General features: G+C 62.0%; 18 protein-coding genes and 2 pseudogenes. 14 read left to right on the top strand and 6 right to left on the bottom strand.

The window, feature by feature from the left end; genetic code table 11:
- Window positions 1–27: 27 nt before the first annotated feature.
- The 7 genes and pseudogenes from AMK05_RS15415 (at window position 28) to AMK05_RS15385 (ending at window position 6,273) form a co-directional block, all read left to right on the top strand.
- The gene (locus tag AMK05_RS15415) at window positions 28–1,326 is read left to right on the top strand and encodes an ABC transporter substrate-binding protein (RefSeq protein ID WP_064839807.1); all 1,299 of its coding nucleotides are present in this window, start codon (window positions 28–30) and stop codon (window positions 1,324–1,326) included.
- A 522-nt stretch (window positions 1,327–1,848) separates the two neighbouring features.
- Window positions 1,849–2,754: an ABC transporter permease gene (locus AMK05_RS15410; protein WP_064839804.1), complete on the top strand. Its 906-nt coding sequence runs from the start codon at window positions 1,849–1,851 to the stop codon at window positions 2,752–2,754.
- Window position 2,755: 1 nt separating this feature from the next.
- Complete coding sequence (locus AMK05_RS15405) at window positions 2,756–3,577, top strand: ABC transporter permease (protein WP_064839803.1); 822 nt, start codon at window positions 2,756–2,758, stop codon at window positions 3,575–3,577.
- 1 nt (window position 3,578) lies between these two features.
- A complete protein-coding gene (locus AMK05_RS15400; RefSeq protein ID WP_064839801.1) occupies window positions 3,579–4,322 on the top strand; it encodes an aspartate/glutamate racemase family protein in 744 nt (247 codons plus the stop codon).
- A 3-nt stretch (window positions 4,323–4,325) separates the two neighbouring features.
- Window positions 4,326–4,937: a flavin reductase family protein gene (locus AMK05_RS15395; protein WP_064839799.1), complete on the top strand. Its 612-nt coding sequence runs from the start codon at window positions 4,326–4,328 to the stop codon at window positions 4,935–4,937.
- Between the two features lie 89 nt (window positions 4,938–5,026).
- Window positions 5,027–5,521 (top strand): heme-degrading domain-containing protein, encoded by a 495-nt coding sequence (locus AMK05_RS15390; RefSeq protein ID WP_064839797.1) that lies wholly within the window; start codon window positions 5,027–5,029, stop codon window positions 5,519–5,521.
- Between the two features lie 129 nt (window positions 5,522–5,650).
- A pseudogene (locus AMK05_RS15385) lies at window positions 5,651–6,273 on the top strand (DUF2799 domain-containing protein).
- A gap of 105 nt (window positions 6,274–6,378) precedes the next feature.
- Here the strand turns inward: AMK05_RS15385 and AMK05_RS15380 are convergent.
- On the bottom strand, window positions 6,379–7,623 hold the full coding sequence (locus AMK05_RS15380; RefSeq protein WP_064839795.1) for an AGE family epimerase/isomerase: 1,245 nt from the start codon (window positions 7,621–7,623) through the stop codon (window positions 6,379–6,381).
- 171 nt (window positions 7,624–7,794) lie between these two features.
- Here AMK05_RS15380 and metH point away from each other — a divergent pair, with 171 nt between their 5' ends.
- Window positions 7,795–11,568, top strand: coding sequence for a methionine synthase (metH, locus tag AMK05_RS15375; RefSeq protein WP_064839793.1), 3,774 nt, complete (start codon window positions 7,795–7,797; stop codon window positions 11,566–11,568).
- Between the two features lie 156 nt (window positions 11,569–11,724).
- On the opposite strand, the gene AMK05_RS15370 is transcribed toward metH, so the two are convergent.
- The 3 genes from AMK05_RS15370 to AMK05_RS35255 form a co-directional block, all read right to left on the bottom strand.
- Entirely contained in the window at window positions 11,725–12,489 is a 765-nt protein-coding gene (locus AMK05_RS15370) for a GntR family transcriptional regulator (protein WP_064839791.1), read from the bottom strand.
- Window positions 12,486–13,370 (bottom strand): N-acetylglucosamine kinase, encoded by an 885-nt coding sequence (locus AMK05_RS15365; RefSeq protein ID WP_064839789.1) that lies wholly within the window; start codon window positions 13,368–13,370, stop codon window positions 12,486–12,488. Before AMK05_RS15365 ends, AMK05_RS15370 begins: the two co-directional genes overlap by 4 nt.
- 150 nt (window positions 13,371–13,520) lie before the next feature.
- Window positions 13,521–13,688, bottom strand: a complete 168-nt coding sequence (locus tag AMK05_RS35255) for a hypothetical protein (RefSeq protein WP_171899791.1) — start codon at window positions 13,686–13,688, stop codon at window positions 13,521–13,523.
- A gap of 211 nt (window positions 13,689–13,899) precedes the next feature.
- Between AMK05_RS35255 and AMK05_RS15360 the strand changes: the two genes are divergently transcribed.
- The 5 genes from AMK05_RS15360 (at window position 13,900) to AMK05_RS15340 (ending at window position 19,244) form a co-directional block, all read left to right on the top strand.
- Window positions 13,900–15,159: an ABC transporter substrate-binding protein gene (locus AMK05_RS15360; protein WP_064839787.1), complete on the top strand. Its 1,260-nt coding sequence runs from the start codon at window positions 13,900–13,902 to the stop codon at window positions 15,157–15,159.
- 218 nt (window positions 15,160–15,377) lie between these two features.
- Entirely contained in the window at window positions 15,378–16,325 is a 948-nt protein-coding gene (locus AMK05_RS15355; protein WP_064839786.1) for a carbohydrate ABC transporter permease, read from the top strand.
- Window positions 16,326–16,334: 9 nt separating this feature from the next.
- Entirely contained in the window at window positions 16,335–17,174 is an 840-nt protein-coding gene (locus AMK05_RS15350; protein WP_064839783.1) for a carbohydrate ABC transporter permease, read from the top strand.
- Window positions 17,171–18,232 carry a Gfo/Idh/MocA family protein gene (locus AMK05_RS15345; protein ID WP_064839781.1) on the top strand — a complete coding sequence of 354 codons (1,062 nt, stop codon included), beginning with the start codon at window positions 17,171–17,173 and terminating at the stop codon, window positions 18,230–18,232. Before AMK05_RS15350 ends, AMK05_RS15345 begins: the two co-directional genes overlap by 4 nt.
- A gap of 10 nt (window positions 18,233–18,242) precedes the next feature.
- Window positions 18,243–19,244, top strand: a complete 1,002-nt coding sequence (locus tag AMK05_RS15340; protein ID WP_064839779.1) for an ABC transporter ATP-binding protein — start codon at window positions 18,243–18,245, stop codon at window positions 19,242–19,244.
- A 164-nt stretch (window positions 19,245–19,408) separates the two neighbouring features.
- Here the strand turns inward: AMK05_RS15340 and AMK05_RS15335 are convergent, their stop codons facing one another.
- Both AMK05_RS15335 and AMK05_RS33390 read right to left on the bottom strand, forming a co-directional pair.
- Window positions 19,409–19,714 (bottom strand): NIPSNAP family protein, encoded by a 306-nt coding sequence (locus AMK05_RS15335; protein WP_012758329.1) that lies wholly within the window; start codon window positions 19,712–19,714, stop codon window positions 19,409–19,411.
- A gap of 194 nt (window positions 19,715–19,908) precedes the next feature.
- Window positions 19,909–20,232 (bottom strand): annotated as a pseudogene (locus AMK05_RS33390) (TOBE domain-containing protein); the annotation flags it as partial.
- Window positions 20,233–20,471: 239 nt separating this feature from the next.
- Between AMK05_RS33390 and AMK05_RS15330 the strand changes: the two are divergent.
- Entirely contained in the window at window positions 20,472–21,500 is a 1,029-nt protein-coding gene (locus AMK05_RS15330) for a trans-3-hydroxy-L-proline dehydratase (protein ID WP_064839777.1), read from the top strand.
- Window positions 21,501–21,511: the final 11 nt, after the last annotated feature.

Here is a 21,511-nt window from a genome sequence, read left to right as displayed (position 1 = left end):
TCCGCATCAACAAAAAGGGGAACTGACATGACGACTGAGATGACATCGACCAAGGCTGGGAAGGGTCTTTCCCGCCGCACGCTGCTGAAGACGGGTGCCGCCGCCGTCGGCGCCATCGCCGGCTCCGGCGCGATCACCGGCTTCCCGACAATCTGGGCGAAGACGAACATCACGCTTCGCCAGTTCGGCACCGGCGTTTCGAACATCAATGCCATCGCCGAGAAGTGCAAGGCCGATCTCGGCATCACGCTGGAGATGACGGCGACCGATTCCGACGCCGCCGCCCAGCGCGCCGTCACCCAGCCCGACAGCTACGACATTGCCGATATCGAATACTGGATCGCCAAGAAGGTGTTCCCGACAGGCGTGCTGCAGCCGATGGACGTCAAGAAGCTGAAATATTACGACAAGATCGTGCCGCTGTTCATCAACGGCAAGCTGAAGCCGGACAGCGTCATCGCCCAGGGCACAGCGCCGCACACGGTCGGCTTCGTCGAGGCGCAGGGTTCCAAGAAATTCGCCAAGGAACCGACCCAGTGGATGACGATGGTTCCCACCATCTATAACGCCGATACGCTCGGCATCCGCCCCGACCTTACCGGCCGTCCGATCACCAGCTGGGCCGATATTCTCGATCCGGCCTTCAAGGGCAAGACCGCGATCCTCAACATTCCGTCGATCGGCATCATGGATGCGGCGATGATCATGGAAGCCGCCGGCAAGATCAAATATGCCGACAAGGGCAACATGACGAAGGAAGAGATCGACAAGACGATCGAATTCCTGATCAAGACCAAGGGCGACGGCCAGTTCCGCGCCTTCTGGAAGTCGTTCGACGAGTCGGTCAACCTGATGGCCTCGGGCGAAGTCGTCATCCAGTCGATGTGGTCGCCGGCCGTCGCCGCCGTCCGCTCCAAGGGCATCGCCTGCACCTTCCAGCCGCTCAAGGAAGGCTACCGCGCCTGGGGCGGCGGTCTCGGCCTTGCCTCGCACCTGAAGGGCGCCGAGCTCGACGCGGCTTACGAGTACATCAACTGGTACACATCAGGCTGGGTCGGCGGCTATCTCAACCGCCAGGGCTACTATTCCGCCTGCATGGACACTGCCAAGGGTTTCATGTCGGCAGACGAATGGGGCTACTGGATCGAGGGCAAGCCGGCGCAGGGCGACATCCTGTCGCCCGAGGGCAAGGTCATGGAGAAGGCCGGAGCCGTGCGCGACGGCGGCGCCTTCGAAGCCCGCATGGGCGCCGTCGCCTGCTGGAACTCGGTCATGGACGAAGACCGCTACATGGTCCGCCGCTGGAACGAGTTCATCGCGGCGTAAGGCAAAGTCGGCGATTGCCGCTTTCCCCTCCCCAACCCTCCCCACAAGGGGGAGGGAGTCCGGAGGCTGTGCGGCAAAGAAACTCCCTCCCCCTTGTGGGGAGGGTTGGGGAGGGGTCTTTTCTTGAGCATTGTCTTTCGCTGATACTCAAGATGTCGCTTCGCTCCGCCCCCTCATCTGCCCTTCGGGCATCTTCTCCCCGCTGGGGAGAAGCGCGAGTTCGCGGCTGGGGTCGCGTACTGCAAGTTCATCGCCGCGTCAGCGGTTGCCGCTTTCCCCTCCCCAACCCTCCCCACAAGGGGGAGGGAGCCGGAAGGCGATGCGGCAAAGAAACTCCCTCCCCCTTGTGGGGAGGGTTGGGGAGGGGTCTTTTTGAACCTCTCCATTCGAAAGCAAGCTTCGCGGTGGCCCAGGCGCTGCCGCGATTCCTCTTCTCCCCAGCGGGGAGAAGGTGCCGGCAGGCGGATGAGGGGGCTGCACGCGCCTCCGTCCACCTGTCGTAATCAGATCGGAGAACCTGACTTGGCAACCATCGCAGCAGAAACGGAAGAGGATAGCCGCGGCAGCCGCGCCTTCCGCCTCTCCCCCTCGGCCATCTCCTATCTCCAGGCGACACCGCTGATCGCCATTCTCGGCTTCTTCTTCCTGCTGCCGATTGCCATGATCGCGGTCGTCAGCTTTTGGGATTATGATTTCGCTGGCCTCTATCCCGACTTCCTCACCATGAACTATACCGATACGCTCGGTTCATGGGTAACCTGGAAGACCTATCTCAACACGCTGAAATTCACCGCCATCGTCTGGGGGCTGACGCTTCTCATCGGTTTCTGGGTCGCTTATTTTCTGGCCTTCCATATCCGCAAGACCTCGACGCAGATGATCCTCTTCCTCGTCTGCACCGTGCCGTTCATGACCTCGAACATCATCCGCATGATCTCGTGGATCCCGGTGCTCGGGCGTAATGGCCTCGTCAATTCGTCGCTGATCAAAATGGGTATCGTCCCGCAGCCGATCGAATGGCTGCTCTATTCCGATTTCGCCGTCGTGCTCGCCATGGTGCATCTCTACACGCTGTTCATGGTGACGCCGATCTTCAACACGCTGATGCGCATCGACCGGTCGCTGTTCGAGGCGGCGCGTGATGCCGGCGCATCCGGCTGGCAGGTGCTGTGGAACGTCGTCATTCCGCTCGCCAAACCCGGCATGGCGATCGGCACGATCTTCGTCGTCACCCTCGTCATGGCCGATTTCTCGACGGTGCAGGTGATGTCCGGCGGCCAGAGCGCCTCGGTGGCGCTGATGATGAAGAACCAGATGTCGCTGCTACAATATCCGGCGGCGGCCGCCAATGCCGTGGTGCTGCTTGCCGTCGTGCTCTTGATGGTCGCCGCCATCCTGCGTGTCGTCGATATCCGCAAGGAGCTTTGAGATGAACCACGAAAAACGCGGCCTGGAATTCTATCTTCTGGCGATCTTCTTCGCCGTCTTCGTGCTGTTCCTCTACGGCCCGCTCTCGGCGATCCTGATCCTCTCCTTCCAGGGGCCGGACGGCGGCCTGACCTTCCCGATGAACGGCGTTTCCACCCACTGGTTCTTCAACCTGTTCGAAAAGCAGGCAGTCGGCGATTTCGGCGCCTCTTTCCGCCGTTCCTTCACCCTCGGGCTGATGGTGATGGTCGTGACCGTCACCGTGTCGCTGCTCGCCGGCCTTGCCTTCCGCCGCCGTTTCCGCGGCTCGACCGCGCTGTTCTATGCCACGGTTGCCAGCCTCGTCGTGCCGTCGATCATCGTCTCGCTCGGCATCGGCGTCGTCTTCCAGGAGGGCGGGCTGAAGCCCGCCTGGTATTCCTCGGCCTTCGGCGCGCATCTCACCTGGACGCTGCCCTTCGGTGTGCTGATCATGTTTGCCGTTTTCAACCGCTTCTCGCCGGCCTATGAGGAGGCGGCGCGCGACCTCGGCGCCAGCTCCTGGCAGACCTTCCGCCATGTCGTGTTGCCGATGATCGCGCCGAGCCTGATCGGCGTCGGTCTGTTCGGCTTCACGCTCTCCTATGACGAATTCGCCCGCACGCTGATGACCTCGGGCAGCTACAACACGCTGCCGCTCGAAATCTACGGCATGACCACCAATGTCACGACGCCGGTGCTCTATGCGCTCGGCACGGTGACGACACTGTTTTCCTTCACCATCATTCTCGTCGCGCTCGGCATCATGATCATGCTCGGCCGGCGGCAGGCAAAGATCAACTGACATGCGCATTCTCATCGTCAATCCGAACACCACCGCCTCCATGACCGAGAAGGCGGCGCGCGCGGCGCGCGCGGTGGCCGCATCCGGCACCGAGATCATCGCCGCCACCTCGCCGATGGGGCCTGTCTCCATCGAAGGCCATTACGACGGAGCGCTGGCGATCCCGGGCCTGCTTTCCGAACTGAAGGAACGACAGGCGGCCGGCTACGACGCGGCCGTCATTGCCTGCTTCGACGATACCGGGCTCGAAGCGGCGCGCAGCTTCGCCGACGTGCCGATCCTCGGGCTCTGCGAATCCGCCGTCGCAACGGCCGGCTTCCTGGCGCAGCGTTTCACCGTGGTGACGACGCTCGAACGGTCGCGGGTGCTGATCGACAATCTGGTGCGCCGCTACGGCATGGGTGAGCGCGCCAAGGTGCGCGCCTCCGACATTCCGGTGCTGGAGCTCGAAGATGCGGCATCGGGCGCGATCGGCAAGCTCAGGGCAGAGATCGAGCGGGCGCTTGAAGAAGACGGCGCCGAGGCGATCGTGCTCGGCTGCGCCGGCATGACGGATCTGGCTAGGGAATTGCAGGATATCTACGGCGTGCCCGTCGTCGACGGTGTCTCGGCCGCCGTCAAGCAGGCCGAGGCGCTGGTGTCGCTCGGGCTTTCCACCAGCAAGCGCGGCTCCTACGCCTCGCCGCTGCCGAAAGCCTTCACCGGCGCGATGAGCGCCTTCTCGCCGGCCGGAAGGCCGGGCTGAGCCATGGCTATCTCCTTCGACTTCACAGAGCTTTCCGAGCGCGAGCGTTACAAGCTGATGATCGGCACGATCATTCCGCGGCCGATCGCGCTGGTGACGACGGTCGACGAACACGGCCGGATCAACGCCGCCCCCTTCAGCTTCTTCAACTGCCTGTCGGCTGACCCGCCTATCCTCGCGATCGGCGTTGAGAACAATGCCGACATGTCGTTCAAGGACACCGGCCACAATATCCGCATGACCGAGGTTTTTACCGTCAATATCGTCTCTTTCGCCATCGCTGAGGCTATGCATGTCTGCGGCGCCCGCTATCCGCGCGGCGTCGACGAACTGAAAGAGGCGGGATTGTCGGCAATGCCGGGCGAGAAGGTGGCGTCACCCTGGATTGCCGAGGCGCCGGCCGCCTTCGAATGCCGGCGGCATGTGACGCTGGAGCTCGGCCGCTCGCGGCAGATCGTCATGGGCGAGATCGTCTATGCGCATTACCGCGACGGCGTCGTCGATCCGGAACGGCTGCATGTCGATCCGGCCGCGATCGACGCCATCGCGCGGCTCGGCGGCGATACCTGCGCCACAACACGCGACCGTTTCGAGATGCTGACGCCGAAGCTCTGAGGCTTCGGTAGCTCCAAGTTTTTGCTTTACTTTTCTGCCTCCGGCGAGAATGGTCGCAGCGGATCATCACGGCAGAGGAGCGCTTATCCATGACAATCGAACAGGATCTCAGCCGGATCGCAGAGCAGGAGAAGGCGCTGAGCTTCGATGCTTTCGACCTGACGACGGCATGGCAGCTCGGCAAGCTCCTGCAGGAACTCGCCACCGAGCGAGGCCTCGGTGTCGCTATCGACGTGACACTGCACTCGATGCCGGTCTTCTATGCGGCACTGCCCGGTGTGACGCCCGATAACGTCAACTGGGTCAGGCGCAAGCGCAACATGGTGCTGCGCTATTTCCGCAGCAGCTATGCCTCCGGCCTGAAGCTCGGCAAGGACGGCAAGACGGTCGAGGATAACGGCCTTTCCGGCGCCGATTATGCGCCGCATGGCGGCAGTTTCCCGATCAACGTCAGGGGCACCGGCTGCATCGGCGCGGTCACTGTTTCCGGCCTGCCGCAGCGCGACGACCACAATCTCGTGGTCGAGGCGCTGGCGCTGATACTGGCGAAGGATCTGGATACGCTGCGGCTCGCCCCGCTCTGAGCGAGTCTCCGCCGTAATTTCGACAGAAAAAAGCCATGAAAAGTGCAAAATCGCGCCGCCGCTCCGGTGACGCGGCCTTGTCCTGTGGGTAAGGTGCGGCATCGCCCTCCCTAACCTTCCCGGGACGCCATGATCCGCTTGTTCCTCGCGCTTGCCGCCGCCATCGGTTTCGGTCTTTTTCTTGCCTCCTGCAACACGCTTTCCAAGGAGGAATGTGTCGCCGCCGACTGGCGGTGATCGGCGAGAGCGACGGTGCGGCGGGTTACGAGCCGCAGCAGCGCTTCGCCGCCCATGCGAAATCCTGCGAGCGGGTGAAGATCGTGCCGGATCAGACGATCTGGTTCCAGGGATATCAGTCCGGCCTCGTGCGCTACTGCACGCCGCTGAGCGGCCTGGCGCGCGGCCAGGCTGGCAGCGGCTACGCCAATGTCTGCCCGCCGGAAACCGCTTCGGGCTTCCTGCGCGGCTTCAACCTCGGCGGTAAGCAGCACGGGCTGCAGGAACGCTTCAATTCGATGCAGAACGACTACAGCTCCAAGGAGGCTGAGATCGACGAGCTCTCCGACAGGCTGAAGGACGCGAAGGACGGCGACAGGTCGGAACTGCGCCGGCGGATCGAGGATCTGGAAGACGACATGCACGACATCCGCCGCGACCAGCGCGACGTGCAGGACGAACTCGACCGCGTCAACGAGGATGTCGAATGGTTCCAGCGCAACCCGAGCGCCGAACTGCGGGCGCCGGGTTACTGACGCTTAGAGCATGTCTCGCAAAAGTGTGCAGCGGTTTTGCGATAAAGACATGCGCACACAAAGACCTAAAGCGTGACACGCGAATCTGAAAGATCGCGACACGCTTTAGAGCTTGCCGCCGGCCTCAGTGATCCCCTTTGTCAGGCTGCCGGTTGCCGGGAAGAGCGGGATGAGGCAGGCCTGCAGTGCGTGGTAGATATCGCCCTTGCCGGGGAAGAGCGAATGGGCGGGAACGAGATCCTCGGTCAGTTCCTCGTGCCAGCCGCCATTCTTGTGGTCGATGAAGGCGCGTTCGATGACGTTCCAGATCTTGCGGTAGCATTCCTCGTGGTCGTCGCTCGGCAGATGCTCGTTGAGGAAATGCGCGGCGGCAGCACCCTCGCAGGCCGGCCACCAGAGCTTGTTGCGCTTGGCGGGCTTGTCGCTCCAGTCGAGCGTATAGAAGAAGCCGCCCTTGTCATTGTCCCAGCCGAGCGCCATCGATTGCTCGAAGAGCGCCTTGGCCGCATCCGGCATCCATTCGATGCGTTTGCCGCCGAGCGCCCAGAGCTGCAGGATGAGGCGGGCCCATTCCAGCCAGTGGCCGGGCGTCGTGCCGGCCGGGCGGAACATTTCGTTCGGATGATAATATTGCTTGTCGAGGTTCCAGTCGGCGTCGAAATGCTCGGCGACGCGCCAGTCGACGGAACCCGCCTGCCGGCGGATGACGAGATCGGCGATGCTTTCGGCCTTGGTCAGGTAGTCCCGGTCGCCTGATGCTTCGAAGGCGGCCATCAGCGCTTCTGTGAGATGCATGTTGGAGTTCTGGCCGCGATAGGCGCCGCCGTCGAGCGGCTGCCAGTCGGCGGTGAATTCCTCGGCGATGGCGCCATGGCGCGGTTCCCAGAACTTGGTGTTGAGGATTTCGGTGATGTCGGCAAGCATGCCGTCGGCCAGCGGATGGCCGATCGTCTTGGCGGAGGAGGCGGCCAGCAGCACGAAAGCGTGGCCATAACCCTGCTTGTTGGTATCGACCGGGCCGTCATTGTTCAGTGACCAGAAATAGCCGCCGTTTTTGCGGTCGCGATGATGGTTCCAGAGATAGTCCATGCCGTGGTCGACGAGGTCGGCAGCACCCGGGCGGCCGAGCAGCGTGCCGATCGAGAAGCAATGCACCGCGCGCGCGGCGATATGGATGCTGCGGACCTGGCCCTCGGCGTCCAGCGGCTTGCCGGTGTCGTCGAGATCGTAGAAGCCGCCCTTCGGGTTGACCGAATTATGCTGGAAGAAATCGAAGAGGCCGTTTGCCTGGGCGAGCAGCCAGCCGCGATGATAGGCGCGGCTCGTCCAGTTTCCAAGCACGGGTGCCATGACACTTCCTCCGATTTCGTGGGCGATGCTTTTGAAATGCCTATATAGAGGCCGTTCACGCCTGTCATCCGCCCAGACTTGCAAAGCACGAAATCGACAGGCATATATTGACATAAAGATATCTTTATGTGATTTGAACTGTCTGGTCTTACGACGTCAAGGAGCCCTCCCGTGTTCGATACTCTCTTTGGTCCGGAAACGGGCAAACGTGACGGCAATGAAGTTTTTGCAGCGCTGCGCAAAGCCGCCAGCGAGCGCATCCTCGTCCTCGACGGCGCCATGGGCACGCAGATCCAGGGGCTCGGCTATGACGAGGACCAGTTCCGCGGCACCCGCTTCATCGGCTGCGCCTGCCATCAGAAGGGCAATAACGACCTTCTGATCCTAACCCAGCCGGATGCGATCGAAGAGATCCATTACAAATACGCCATGGCCGGCGCCGATATTCTCGAGACCAACACCTTCTCCTCGACCCGCATCGCGCAGGCCGATTACGCAATGGAAGGGGTTGTCTACGACCTCAACAAGGAGGGTGCGGAGATCGTCCGCCGGGCAGCACAGCGCGCCGAGCGCGAGGATGGCCGCCGCCGCTTCGTCGCCGGCGCCATCGGCCCGACCAACCGCACCGCCTCGATCTCGCCCGACGTCAACAATCCCGGTTTCCGCGCCGTCACCTTCGACGATCTGCGCTCGGCCTACGGCGAACAGATCGACGGCCTGATCGACGGCGGCGCCGACATCATTCTGATCGAGACGATCTTCGACACGCTGAACGCCAAGGCGGCGATCTTCGCCTGCGAGGAGCGCTTCGAGGCCAAGGGCGTGCGCCTGCCGGTGATGATCTCCGGGACGATCACCGACCTTTCCGGCCGCACGCTCTCCGGCCAGACACCGTCGGCCTTCTGGAACTCGGTGCGCCACGCCAATCCCTTCACGATCGGCCTCAACTGTGCGCTCGGCGCCAATGCGATGCGCCCGCACCTACAGGAGCTTTCCGGCGTCGCCGATACTTTCATCTGCGCCTATCCGAATGCCGGCCTGCCGAACGAATTCGGCCAGTATGACGAAACGCCGGAGCTGATGGCGGCCCAGATCGACAGCTTCGCCCGCGAAGGCCTGGTCAACATCGTCGGCGGCTGCTGCGGCTCGACGCCCGAACATATCCGCGCGATCGCCGAGACCGTCGCCAAGTACAAGCCGCGGCCGCTTCCCGAGCATCGCCCCTTCATGTCGCTGTCGGGTCTCGAACCTTTCGAGCTGACCAAGGACATTCCCTTCGTCAATGTCGGCGAGCGCACCAACGTCACCGGCTCGGCGAAGTTCCGCAAGCTGATCACCAATGCCGACTACACCGCAGCGCTCGATGTCGCGCGCGACCAGGTCGAGAACGGCGCGCAGGTGATCGACATCAACATGGACGAAGGCCTGATCGATTCCGAAAAGGCGATGGTCGAGTTCCTCAACCTGATCGCCGCCGAGCCCGACATCGCCCGCGTGCCCGTGATGATCGACAGTTCGAAATTCTCGATCATCGAATCCGGCCTGAAGCGCGTGCAGGGCAAGCCGATCGTCAACTCGATCTCGCTGAAGGAAGGCGAAGAGAATTTCCTCGCCCAGGCACGGCTGCTGCACAATTACGGCGCCGCCGTCGTCGTCATGGCCTTCGACGAGACGGGGCAGGCCGACAGCTATGAGCGCAAGGTGGAAATCTGCACACGCGCCTACAAGCTTTTGACCGAAAAGATCGGTTTTCCGCCCGAAGACATCATTTTCGACCCGAACATCTTCGCGGTCGCCACCGGCATCGAAGAGCACAATAATTACGGCGTCGACTTCATCGAGGCGACGCGGACGATCCGTGAGCGCATGCCGCTCGTGCATATCTCCGGCGGCGTCTCCAACCTATCCTTCTCGTTCCGCGGCAACGAGCCGGTGCGCGAGGCGATGCATGCCGTGTTCCTCTACCACGCCATCCAGGCGGGCATGGACATGGGCATCGTCAATGCCGGCCAACTGGCGGTCTACGACAACATCGATCCGGAACTGCGCGAGGCCTGCGAGGACGTGGTGCTGAACCGCCGGCCCGACGGCACCGAGCGGCTGCTTGAAGTCGCCGAGCGTTTCCGTGGCGCCGGAGCAAAAGAAGGCCGGGTCCAGGACCTTTCCTGGCGCGAATGGAGCGTCGAGAAGCGGCTCGAACATGCGCTGGTCAACGGCATCACCGAATATATCGAAGCCGATACCGAGGAGGCGCGCCAACAGGCCGCCCGGCCGCTGCATGTCATCGAAGGGCCGCTGATGGCAGGCATGAACGTCGTCGGCGATCTGTTCGGCTCGGGCAAGATGTTCCTGCCGCAGGTGGTCAAGTCGGCGCGCGTCATGAAGCAAGCGGTCGCCGTGCTGCTGCCCTACATGGAAGAGGAAAAGCGCCTGAACGGCGGCGAGGAACGTCGCTCGGCCGGCAAGATCCTGATGGCGACGGTCAAGGGCGACGTGCACGATATCGGCAAGAACATCGTCGGCGTCGTGCTGGCCTGCAACAATTACGAGATCGTCGACCTCGGCGTCATGGTGCCGGCGACGAAGATCCTGGAAACGGCGATCGCCGAAAAGGTCGACGTCATCGGTCTTTCCGGCCTGATCACCCCGTCGCTCGACGAGATGGTGCATGTCGCGGCCGAGATGGAGCGGCAGGGCTTCGAGATCCCGCTGCTGATCGGCGGGGCGACAACCAGCCGCGTCCATACGGCCGTAAAGATCCATCCCGGCTACAACAAGGGTCAGGCGATCTACGTCACCGATGCGAGCCGCGCCGTCGGCGTCGTCTCGGCGCTACTGTCGCCGGACGCGCGCCAGGGCTATGTCGACGATACAAGGGCCGAATATGCCAAGGTGGCGGCCGCTCATGCGCGCAGTGAAGCCGAGAAGGTGCGCCTGCCATTGCCGCGGGCTCGCGAGAATGCGCATAAGGTCGATTGGTCCGGCTACCAGCCGACGAAGCCGCAATTCTTCGGCACGCGGGTGTTCGAAGACTACGATCTGGCCGAGCTTGCGCGATATATCGACTGGACGCCGTTCTTCCAGACCTGGGAACTGCGCGGCCGTTACCCCGCCATTCTCGAGGACGAGAAGCAGGGTGAGGCGGCGCGTACGCTCTGGGCCGATGCGCAGGCGATGCTCAAGAAGATCGTCGACGAGAAGTGGTTCCGTCCGCGCGCCGTCATCGGCTTCTGGCCGGCCGGTGCTGTCGGCGATGACATCCGCCTGTTCACAGACGAGAGCCGCAGCCGGGAGCTCGCCACCTTCTACATGCTGCGCCAGCAGCTTTCGAAGCGGGACGGGCGGCCGAACGTGGCGCTCTCCGATTTCGTCGCGCCGGTTTCGAGCGGTGTGCCTGATTATATGGGCGGCTTCGTGGTGACATCAGGCATCGAGGAAATCGCCATCGCCGAGCGTTTCGAACGGGCGAATGACGATTACTCCTCGATCCTCGTCAAGGCGCTGGCCGACCGCTTCGCCGAAGCCTTCGCCGAGCGCATGCATGAGCAGGTGCGCCGCGAATATTGGGGCTATGCGAAGGATGAGACGCTCAGCAAAGAGGATCTCATTACCGAAGCCTATGCCGGTATTCGGCCGGCGCCCGGTTATCCCGCCCAGCCCGATCACACCGAGAAGGCAACGCTTTTCAAGCTGCTCGATGCGGAAAAGGCGGCCGGCGTCAAGCTGACGGAGAGCTATGCGATGTGGCCGGGTTCATCGGTCTCCGGCCTCTATATCGGCCACCCCGACTCCTATTATTTCGGCGTCGCCAAGGTGGAACGCGATCAGGTGGAAGACTATGCCAAGCGCAAGGGTATGGAAGTTTCCGAAGTCGAACGCTGGCTCGGGCCGGTGCTCAACTACGTGCCGCGCAAGACGGGCGAGGAGATCGAGGACGCCGCCTGATTTGCCGAGTCTTTGCAATCGCTTGGGGCGGCGTGCTCAAAGAATAATTCAACGATCGAAAGCCGGGGAGTGGTTCACTTTCCGGCTTTATGATTTTGATGCCGCTCAATAATTGACGAAATTAAACCGGTTTGGATCGTCCGCTTCTGGTAAGACTTACGTCACCCCGATCGTCAACTCGGCGACGAAATCATAGGCGTCGCCGCGATAGAGCGAGCGGGTGAATTCGACGGCGCGGCCGGAGCCGAGATACGAGATGCGCTCGATCGACAGGCCGGCGGCGCCGACGGAGACGCCGAGAAGCTGGGCGTCGGCTTCCTTCATATTGGTCGCCGAGATGCGCTGCACGGCGCGCACGGGGCGGACCTGGAGGCGTTCGAGTTCGGCATAGAGCGAATTGGTGACGACTGAGGGATCGGGCAGGAATTCGCCGGAAACGCTGGCGTTCTCGATTGCCAGCGGCTGGTCGTCGGCAATGCGCAGGCGCGAGAGGCGCGAAACCTTCACGTCGGTGCCAAGGCCGAGAATCATCATCTCGTCGGGTGAGGGGGTGTGGACGCCCTTGTGCAGCCATTCGGAGCGGGAGGACATGCCGCGGCGCGCCATATCCTCGGTGAAGGAGGTGAGCTGCGACAGGCGCTGCTCGACCCTCGAGACCGGTTTGGCGACGAAGGTGCCGGAACCATGGCGGCGCACCAGCAGGCCGTCGGCAACGAGTTCGTCGATCGCTTTGCGCACGGTAACCCGGCTGACGGCGGCAAATTCGGCGATGTCGCGTTCCGGCGGCAGCGCATCGCCATGGCCGAGCGTGCCGGTGCGCACGGCTTCCTCGAGTGTGCGGCGCAGCTTGACGTAGAGCGGGCCGGTGCCGGCCGCCTGCAGGCGCTGCAAGGAAAGGAGAGTGGCGAGGTCGTCGGTCATGCCGCACCTCTCTGCCCGTCGTTGAGGAGTTTTACCGCAAGTTCGACCGCACCCTGTAGCGCATCGCCCTTCGGCCTGACAAGTCGTGACTTATAGCGTTCGGAAAGCCACGGCGCATAGGCTTCCGCAAGCCCGCCGAGCAGGCAGATCGATGGGCATTCCGGCCAGAGCAGCGCGTCAAGGCTGTCGCCGATCGCCGTTGCCGCATCCCTGACGATGCCGGCCGCGACAGCATCGCCCTTGGCCGCATGTTCGAAGACGACGGGCGCGTAGCGGGCAAAATCCGTCGGTCTTGCCGAATGGGCAAATTCGACGATGCGTTCAGGATCGTTGCCGTATTCGGCCAGGATCGCTTGTGTGATGGGTGAAGCCGGGCGTACGCCGTCATGGGTAAGCAACGATCGCTCCATCAGGTCGCGGCCGAGGCGGGCGCCGCTTGCCTGGTCGCCGACGATAAAGCCCCAGCCGCCGATGCCGTTCAGCCGACCGTTCCTGCGGGCATTATAGACCGAGCCGGTGCCGAAGGCGCCGACGATGCCGTCGGCATCGCCGAGTGCGCCCTGCAGGGCAATCAGCGCATCGGTGACGACGCGGCCTTCGGCAAAGGGCAGGGCCTTTTCGATTCGCTGGCCGTAATCCGTGACATTGGCGCCGGCGACGCCGACGACCGATGCAACGGACGAGATGGTTTCCGCGGCAAGCCCGGCATCGTGTAACGCCTGGCGGGCAGATTCGACGATGTTGAGAAGAGAATTTTCCAGATTGGACAGGATATTGGCGGGGCCTGATTTGCCGCGGCCGATAATGTTGCCGTTTCTATCTGCGACCGCTGCTCGGCAGCTCGTTCCGCCGCCGTCTATGCCGATTGCAAGCTCTGTCATCGGGCCTCCGAATACGCCGTTCCCCATGGTTTTTATTACAATACCAAAAAAATACCATTTACCAAGGGGAAACCGTGGAGAAAATATAGCTTTTTATCGTGTTGATTTTGTTGGATAAAATTTTTAATTGAATTTTTGACCGCCGAAAAGTTAAAATCGGCTGGACAATTGGTATTTTTTTGGACTTAATTCGGCAAAAGGGAACAGCGCATCGAAGCCCACGAAAACCGGCAGGTCAAACCAAGCCGGAACCGCTTCGAGGATGATCGAGAAACGGCCCGCCGGCCCGTCAGGCTGGGGGCGAAGTTCAGCATCCATCGGCTTTTCCCGATGAACTTTGCTCGCCCGATGCAGGTCATCGGTAGGGCGCAGTCCGGCCGCAGGCGATCCGCCTTCACGGTCATCGAGCTTTCGGGGCCGGCAGGTGCTGGCGGTCCTCCAAGGGGCATTGGGTGTTTCCTCAGGCACGCCAACGCTTGTTTCAGATCGAAAACAGCGCCTTCCGGCGCTTAAAACACAGGAGAGGGAAATGAAAAACACTGCTCTGAAAAGCTTTCTGCTTGCCTCCAGCCTGCTGACTTCGGCCGGTCTCGTCCATGCCGCCGACGTCACGCTGACTGTGGAAAGCTGGCGTAACGACGACCTGCAGATCTGGCAGGAAAAGATCATCCCGGCTTTCGAAGCGAAGAACCCGGGCATCAAGATCGTCTTCTCGCCGACCGCGCCGACCGAATACAACGCCTCGCTGAACGCCAAGCTCGATGCCGGTTCCGCAGGTGATATCATCACCTGCCGTCCGTTCGACGCTTCGCTCGAACTCTTCAACAAGAAACAGCTGGTCGACATCACCAGCCTGCCTGGTATGGAGAACTTCTCACCGGTCGCCAAGGCCGCCTGGACGACCGACGACGGCAAGTCGACCTTCTGCGTCCCGATGGCTTCGGTCATCCACGGCTTCATCTACAACAAGGATGCCTTCGACAAGCTCGGCATCTCGGTGCCGAAGACGCAGGACGAGTTCTACGCAGCGCTCGACAAGATCAAGGCCGACGGCACCTACATTCCGCTCGCCATGGGCACGAAGGACCTCTGGGAAGCCGCGACCATGGGCTACCAGAACATCGGCCCGAACTACTGGAAGGGTGAAGAGGGCCGCGAAGCGCTTATCGCCGGCAAGCAGAAGCTGACGGACGCCGACTGGGTCAAGCCCTACGAGGAGCTTGCCAAGTGGAAGCCCTATCTCGGGGACGGCTTCGAAGCCCAGACCTACTCGGACAGCCAGAACCTCTTCACGCTCGGCCGCGCCGCGATCTATCCGGCCGGTTCCTGGGAAATCGCGCTGTTCAACACGCAGGCCCAGTTCAAGATGGGCGCATTCCCGCCGCCGGTTCCGAAGGCCGGTGACACCGGCTACATCTCCGACCATCCCGATATCGGCGTTGCCCTGAACGCGAAGAGCACGCATGCCGAGGAAGCCAAGAAATTCCTCAGCTGGGTCGCTTCGCCCGAGTTCGCCGATATCTACGCCAACGCGTTGCCGGGCTTCTTCAGCCTGAACTCCAACCCGGTCAAGATGTCCGATCCGCTCGCTCAGGAATTCGTTTCCTGGCGCGGCCCGTACAAGTCGACGGTGCGCTCGACCTATCAGATCCTGTCGCGCGGCACGCCGAACCTTGAAAACGAGACCTGGGTCGAGTCGGCCAACGTGATCAACGGCACCGATACGCCGAAGGTCGCTGCCGAAAAGCTCCAGAAGGGCCTCGACAGCTGGTACAAGCCGGCCAAGTGATGTGATGAGGGGCGGCGTGTGCTGCCCCTCATCCGGCCTGCCGGCCACCTTCTCCCCGCTCGCGGGGAGAAGGAGACTCGCAGCGACCTCTCAGCCCGATTTAGCATCCCAGCAGGGCATTGCCTCTCTCTCCCGTCGGCAGAGAGTTCGGGTGAGGCGCACCATCTTCCATCTGCGCCCGCAGGATTGCGGCCAGTCGACGAGAACAGGCAAACGCCATGAGCCACACCGACAACGCGGCCGATATCGTCCCGATCAAGCGCCCGGTGCGCTGGCACATCTTCGTCTTCATGCTGCCCGCCGTGATCGTCTATTCCGCCGTCATGGTGCTGCCGCTCATCGAAACGCTCAGGCTTTCGCTCTACAATATCGTCGACGGTCAGCCGGCCTTCGTCGGCTTTGCGAATTTCAAGGTGCTGTTCGGCGATGCGCGCTGGGCGCATGATTTCTGGAATGCGCTGGTCAACAACCTGATCTTCTTCGTCATCCACATGTGCGTGCAGAACCCGATCGGCGTGGCGCTTGCCGCCCTGCTTTCGGTGCCGAAGCTGCGCGGCGTCGCCTTCTATCGCACGGCGATCTTCCTGCCGACGCTGCTCTCTTTCGTCATCGTCGGTTTCATCTGGAAACTGATCCTGTCGCCGATCTGGGGTGTGGCGCCCTGGATGCTCGATCTCATCGGGCTGAAATTCCTGTTCGCGCCATGGCTCGGCAAGCCTGGTTCGGCGCTGATCGCTGTGTCCCTGATCTCGAACTGGCAATATATCGGCATTCCGATGATGCTGATCTATGCCGCGCTGCTCAGCATCCCCGAAGAGGTGATCGAGGCGGCCGAATGCGACGGCATCACCGGTTGGGCCCAGTTCTGGAAGATCAAGCTGCCGCTCATCCTGCCGGCGATCGGCATCATCTCGATCCTGACCTTCGTCGGCAATTTCAATGCCTTCGACCTGATCTACACGGTGCAGGGGGCGTTGGCCGGACCTGATATGTCCACAGATATTCTCGGCACGCTGCTTTACCGCACCTTCTTCGGTTTCCAGCTTCAGCTCGGCGACCGCTCGATGGGCGCGACGATCGCCACGGTGATGTTCCTCATCATTCTCGCCGGCGTCTCGCTCTATCTCTTCGTCATCCAGCGGCGCATGCGTCGCTACCAGTTCTGAGGAGCGCGCATGTCCAAGGCACGCACATCTCCCATCCGCACCGGCCTCGTGCATCTGGCGCTCGGCGCCTATACGCTGGTCGCGCTGTTTCCTGTTTTCCTGACCGTGGTCAACTCGTTCAAGGATCGCGCCTCGATCTTCCGCGAGCCGCTGATGGTGCCGACGCCGTCGACCTTCAGCCTCGTCGGCTACCAGACGGTGCTGGGGCAGGGCGATTTCGCCACCTATTTCCAGAACAGCTTCATCGTCACGATCGTCTCGATCCTGTTAGTGCTGCTTTTCGGAGCGATGGCGGCCTTCGCGCTTTCAGAATACCGCTTCCGCGGCAATACGCTGCTCGGGCTCTATATGGCAATCGGCATCATGATCCCGATCCGTCTCGGCACGGTGGCGATCCTGCAGGGCATGGTGGCGGCCGGTCTCGTCAACACGCTGACGGCGCTGGTCCTCGTCTATACCGCGCAGGGCATACCGCTGGCGATTTTCATCCTGTCGGAATTCATGCGCACGGTTTCGGATGATCTCAAGAATGCCGGGCGCATCGACGGCCTTTCCGAATATGCGATCTTCTTCCGCCTGGTGCTGCCGCTGGTGCGCCCTGCCATGGCGACGGTCGCCGTCTTCACCATGATCCCGATCTGGAACGATCTCTGGTTCCCGCTGATCCTGGCGCCCTCCGAGGCCACCAAGACGGTAACGCTCGGCTCGCAGATCTTCATCGGCCAATTCGTCACCAACTGGAATGCGGTGCTGGCGGCGCTGTCGCTGGCGATCCTGCCGATCCTCATCCTCTACGTCATCTTCTCGCGGCAGCTGATCCGCGGCATTACGTCAGGAGCCGTCAAATGAGCCAGGACAAACCGATCCGCGTCCTCGTTGCCGGCCTCGGCAATATGGGTCGCAGCCATGCGCTCGCCTATCACAACAATCCCGGCTTCGAGATCGTCGGTCTCGTCAACCGCTCGAGGCCGAAGCTGGAGCCCGAGCTGCAGGCCTATTCGATCCATCCCGACTTCACAACGGCGCTTGCCGAGCTGAAGCCGGACCTCTGCTCGATCAATACCTATTCCGACAGCCATGCCGATTATGCCGTCGCTGCCTTCGAGGCCGGCTGCCATGTCTTCGTGGAGAAGCCGCTGGCGACGACCGTTGCCGACGCCGAGCGTGTGGTCGCCGCGGCGAAGACGGCGGGGCGCAAGCTGGTGATCGGTTATATCCTGCGCCATCACCCGTCCTGGACGAGACTGATCGAGGAGGCGCGCAAACTCGGCCCGCCTTACGTCTTCCGCATGAACCTCAACCAGCAGTCCAGCGGTCCGACCTGGGCGACACACAAGTCGCTGATGCGAACCACCTCACCGATCGTCGATTGCGGCGTGCATTATGTCGACGTCATGTGCCAGATCACCGATGCGAGGGCCGTCGAGGTGCGCGGCATGGGGCTGCGGCTGTCCGACGAGATCGCCGCCGACATGTATAATTACGGCCAGCTGCAAGTGCTCTTCGAGGACGGTTCGGTCGGCTGGTACGAGGCCGGCTGGGGACCGATGATTTCGGAGACCGCCTTCTTCGTCAAGGATGTCATGTCGCCGAAGGGCGCGGTGTCGATCGTCATGGATCCGAACGCCAAGTCCGATGATATCGATACGCACACCAAGACGTCGGTGATCCGTCTGCATACGGCCGAAACCGGCCCGGACGGCAAGTTCATCCGGCCCGACCAGGATATGAGGATGACGGGCGAGCCCGGTCATCAGGCGCTCTGCGACCTGGAACAGGCCTTCGTGCTGAGGGCGATCCGTGAGGGTCTGAACCTCGATCGCCATATGGCGGATGCGGTGGCGTCGCTGCGCATCTGCCTTGCCGCCGACGAGAGCGTGCGCACCGGCCAGCCGGTCAGATTGTAAGGAAAAATCAGTGGGATCGCTTCAACTCAAATCCATCCGCAAGACCTATGGCACGCATGAGGTGCTGAAAGGTATCGACCTCGAGGTCGAGGACGGCGAATTCGTCATCTTCGTCGGCCCCTCGGGCTGCGGAAAATCGACGCTGTTGCGCAGTATTGCGGGCCTCGAGGACGTCACCTCGGGCGCCGTCGTCATCAACGGCCGCGACGAGACGCTGACGCCGCCGGCCAAGCGCGGCATCGCCATGGTGTTCCAGTCCTATGCGCTCTATCCGCACTTAACGGTCAAGGACAATATGGGCCTCGGCCTCAAGCAGGCGGGTACGCCGAAGGGCGAGATCGACAGCCGAGTCGGCAAGGCATCGGGCATGCTGTCGCTCGCCCCCTATCTGGCGCGGCGGCCGGCCGAATTATCCGGCGGTCAGCGCCAACGCGTTGCGATCGGCCGCGCCATCGTGCGCGAACCGGAACTCTTCCTGTTCGACGAGCCGCTGTCGAACCTCGACGCTGCGCTGCGTGTTCAGACCCGCCTTGAAATCGCCCGGCTGCACCGCAGCCTGAAGGCGACGATGATCTACGTCACCCACGACCAGGTCGAGGCGATGACGCTTGCCGACAAGATCGTGGTGCTGAATGCCGGCGCGATCGAGCAGATCGGCTCGCCGATGGAACTCTACAATCGTCCGGCGAACGTCTTCGTTGCTGGCTTCATCGGCTCGCCGCAGATGAATTTCATCGCAGCCGAAAAGGTCGGCGATCACAGCGCCAAGACGATCGGCGTGCGTCCCGAACATGTGACGCTATCGCGTGATCAGGGGAGCTGGGCAGCGAAGGTCGTGCATGTCGAGCATCTCGGCGCCGACACGATCATCTATCTGGAATCCGACCAGTGTGGCTTGCTGACGGCCCGCCTGTTCGGTGAACACCAGTACGAGCCGGACGAGATCGTTTATGCAACGCCGGATCAGGCGCGCGTGCACCGCTTCGATGCGGACGACCGGGCGATCCGCTGAGCGCATGAAAGAACAAAAAAGCGCCGCGTGCGGGGCTTTTCAAGCGCGTCGCGTCAAATCTAATTCATGCGACGCGCTTTAACTCTTTGTTTTGATGTATGTCGTTGTCCCGGAACCGCTGCACACTTCCGGGCGACATGCATTATCGGAGTGCACGAATTCGATCAGCCGAGCACGGGCCGCATGAAGCTACGTTCATAGCTGACGATACTGCGGTTGCGTTTGTCGAGCTCGAAAGCCGCCTGACATTCCGGATCGCTGGCCATGCGGGTGCGGTAGTCCTCGTAGGCAGCAAGGCTCGGGAAGGAAAACAAGGCGACGGCAATGTTGTTGGCGCCTTCGGATGGCAAGAAATAACCGTGATGGGTGCCGCCCATCCTGTTGACGATCGGAATCCAGAGCCGGGCATATTCCTCGAATTCGGCAAGCTTGTACGGATCGATCACATAACGCAGGTGGCAGGTAATCATTGACATATCCCATCGCGTAAAACGCCGGGCGGACGGCTGCCCGGCCCATCGGCTTGCTCACCTTCTGGCACTGAGTTGAAAGAGTTCAAGTGCTTTGTCGTGATGGCTGCATCACGATTGCTGATAAGTCGGCGGGCCTGAAATGAAAAAGGCGCCGTTTCGCGGCGCCTTTTGCATGCGCGGTGTCGCAAGCCTCAGTCGCGGATGACCAGCAGATCGGCCGCCATGAAACGCAGCGTCACGGTTTCGCCGGCCTGCGACGGGGTGACGCCGGGGCTATTGAACATGTCGAAAGAAATGACGTTGTCGCCGACATTCATGCGGGTGCGGATGACCGACCCCAGGAAGTGGGCCGAGACGACCTTGCCAGTAAGCGCGGTATCGCTTCTGACGCTGTCGGAGAGCGAGCCTGCTTCAGGGCGCAGCGCCAGCGAGATTGTCTCGCCGGCCTTGTGGGCTGCGACCGACTGCTTCAGCGTGATGGCCTGATCGCCGATCTGGATGCGGTTGGCGTCGGGCTGGCGCCGCCGGAATATCGTCGTCGCTGCTTACCGCAGCACGATCTCCTTTCTGCTCGCGTTCTGCCGTCGCCCTGAGGCGGCTCTAACTTGACTCTGTTATCGTAGATCGTATACGTTATTCCAAGCTGAAGAGTGTGACCTCCACAGCTTTGCTTTCCTGCAATTTCGGCCGCAAGATTGCTGTACGGTTTTGTCGGACTGCTCCAGCTTCGAAGAACAGGTGCGGGGAACATCAAATGCGTACATCCAAGATCGTGCATATCGTCAGCTGCCATGCGGAAGGTGAGGTGGGTGACGTCATCGTTGGCGGCGTTGCGCCGCCTCCCGGCGCAACGGTGTGGGAGCAGTCGCGGTGGATTGCCGAGGATGAGACGCTGAGAAACTTCGTATTGAACGAACCTCGCGGTGGCGTGTTCCGCCACGTCAACCTGCTCGTCCCGCCGAAGAACCCCAAGGCGCAGATGGGCTGGATCATCATGGAGCCGGCCGACACGCCTCCGATGTCGGGTTCAAACTCCATGTGCGTGTCAACAGTGCTGCTCGATACGGGCATCATTCCGATGCAGGAACCCATCACCCGCATGATCCTCGAGCCTCCGGGTGGCCTGATCGAGGTAGAGGCCGAGTGCCGCAACGGCAAGGCCGAACGCATCCGCGTCCGCAACGTCCCGTCCTTTGCCGATATGCTCGATGCCAGAATTGAGGTCGAAGGTATCGGCACGGTCACGGTCGACACGGCCTATGGCGGGGACAGCTTCGTCATCGTCGATGCGGCATCCATAGGGCTCAGCCTTCGATCGGACCACGCCCGCGATATCGCCCGCATGGGCGTCAAGATCACCGAAGCCGCCAATGAGCAGCTCGGCTTCAAGCACCCGGGCAATGACTGGGGCCACATCTCCTTCTGCCAGATCACCGATCCGGTCGAAAAGAGGGGTGGCGTGTTCTGGGGCAAGAATGCGGTCGCCATCCGTCCGGGCAAAATAGACCGTTCTCCCTGCGGCACGGGATGTTCGGCTCGCATGGCCGTGCTTCACGCCAAGGGTCAGATCAAGGCAGGCGAAAAATTCGTAGGCACCTCGCTGTTGGACACGGAGTTCCACTGCAGCATCGATAGCGAAGTCGACATCAACGGCAAGTCTGGCATCATCCCGATCATCTCGGGTCGTGCATGGGTCATCGGCACGAAGCAGCTCATGGTCGATCCGGCCGATCCGTTCCAGGCCGGCTATCGCCTCTCTGACACCTGGCCGATGGACCTCTGACCTTTCGGCCT

The sequence above is a fragment of the Rhizobium sp. N324 genome (assembly GCF_001664485.1).
Lineage (GTDB): Bacteria > Pseudomonadota > Alphaproteobacteria > Rhizobiales > Rhizobiaceae > Rhizobium.
Note: the sequence above shows the minus strand (reverse complement) of the source record. Positions and strands in the feature narration are given on the sequence as shown.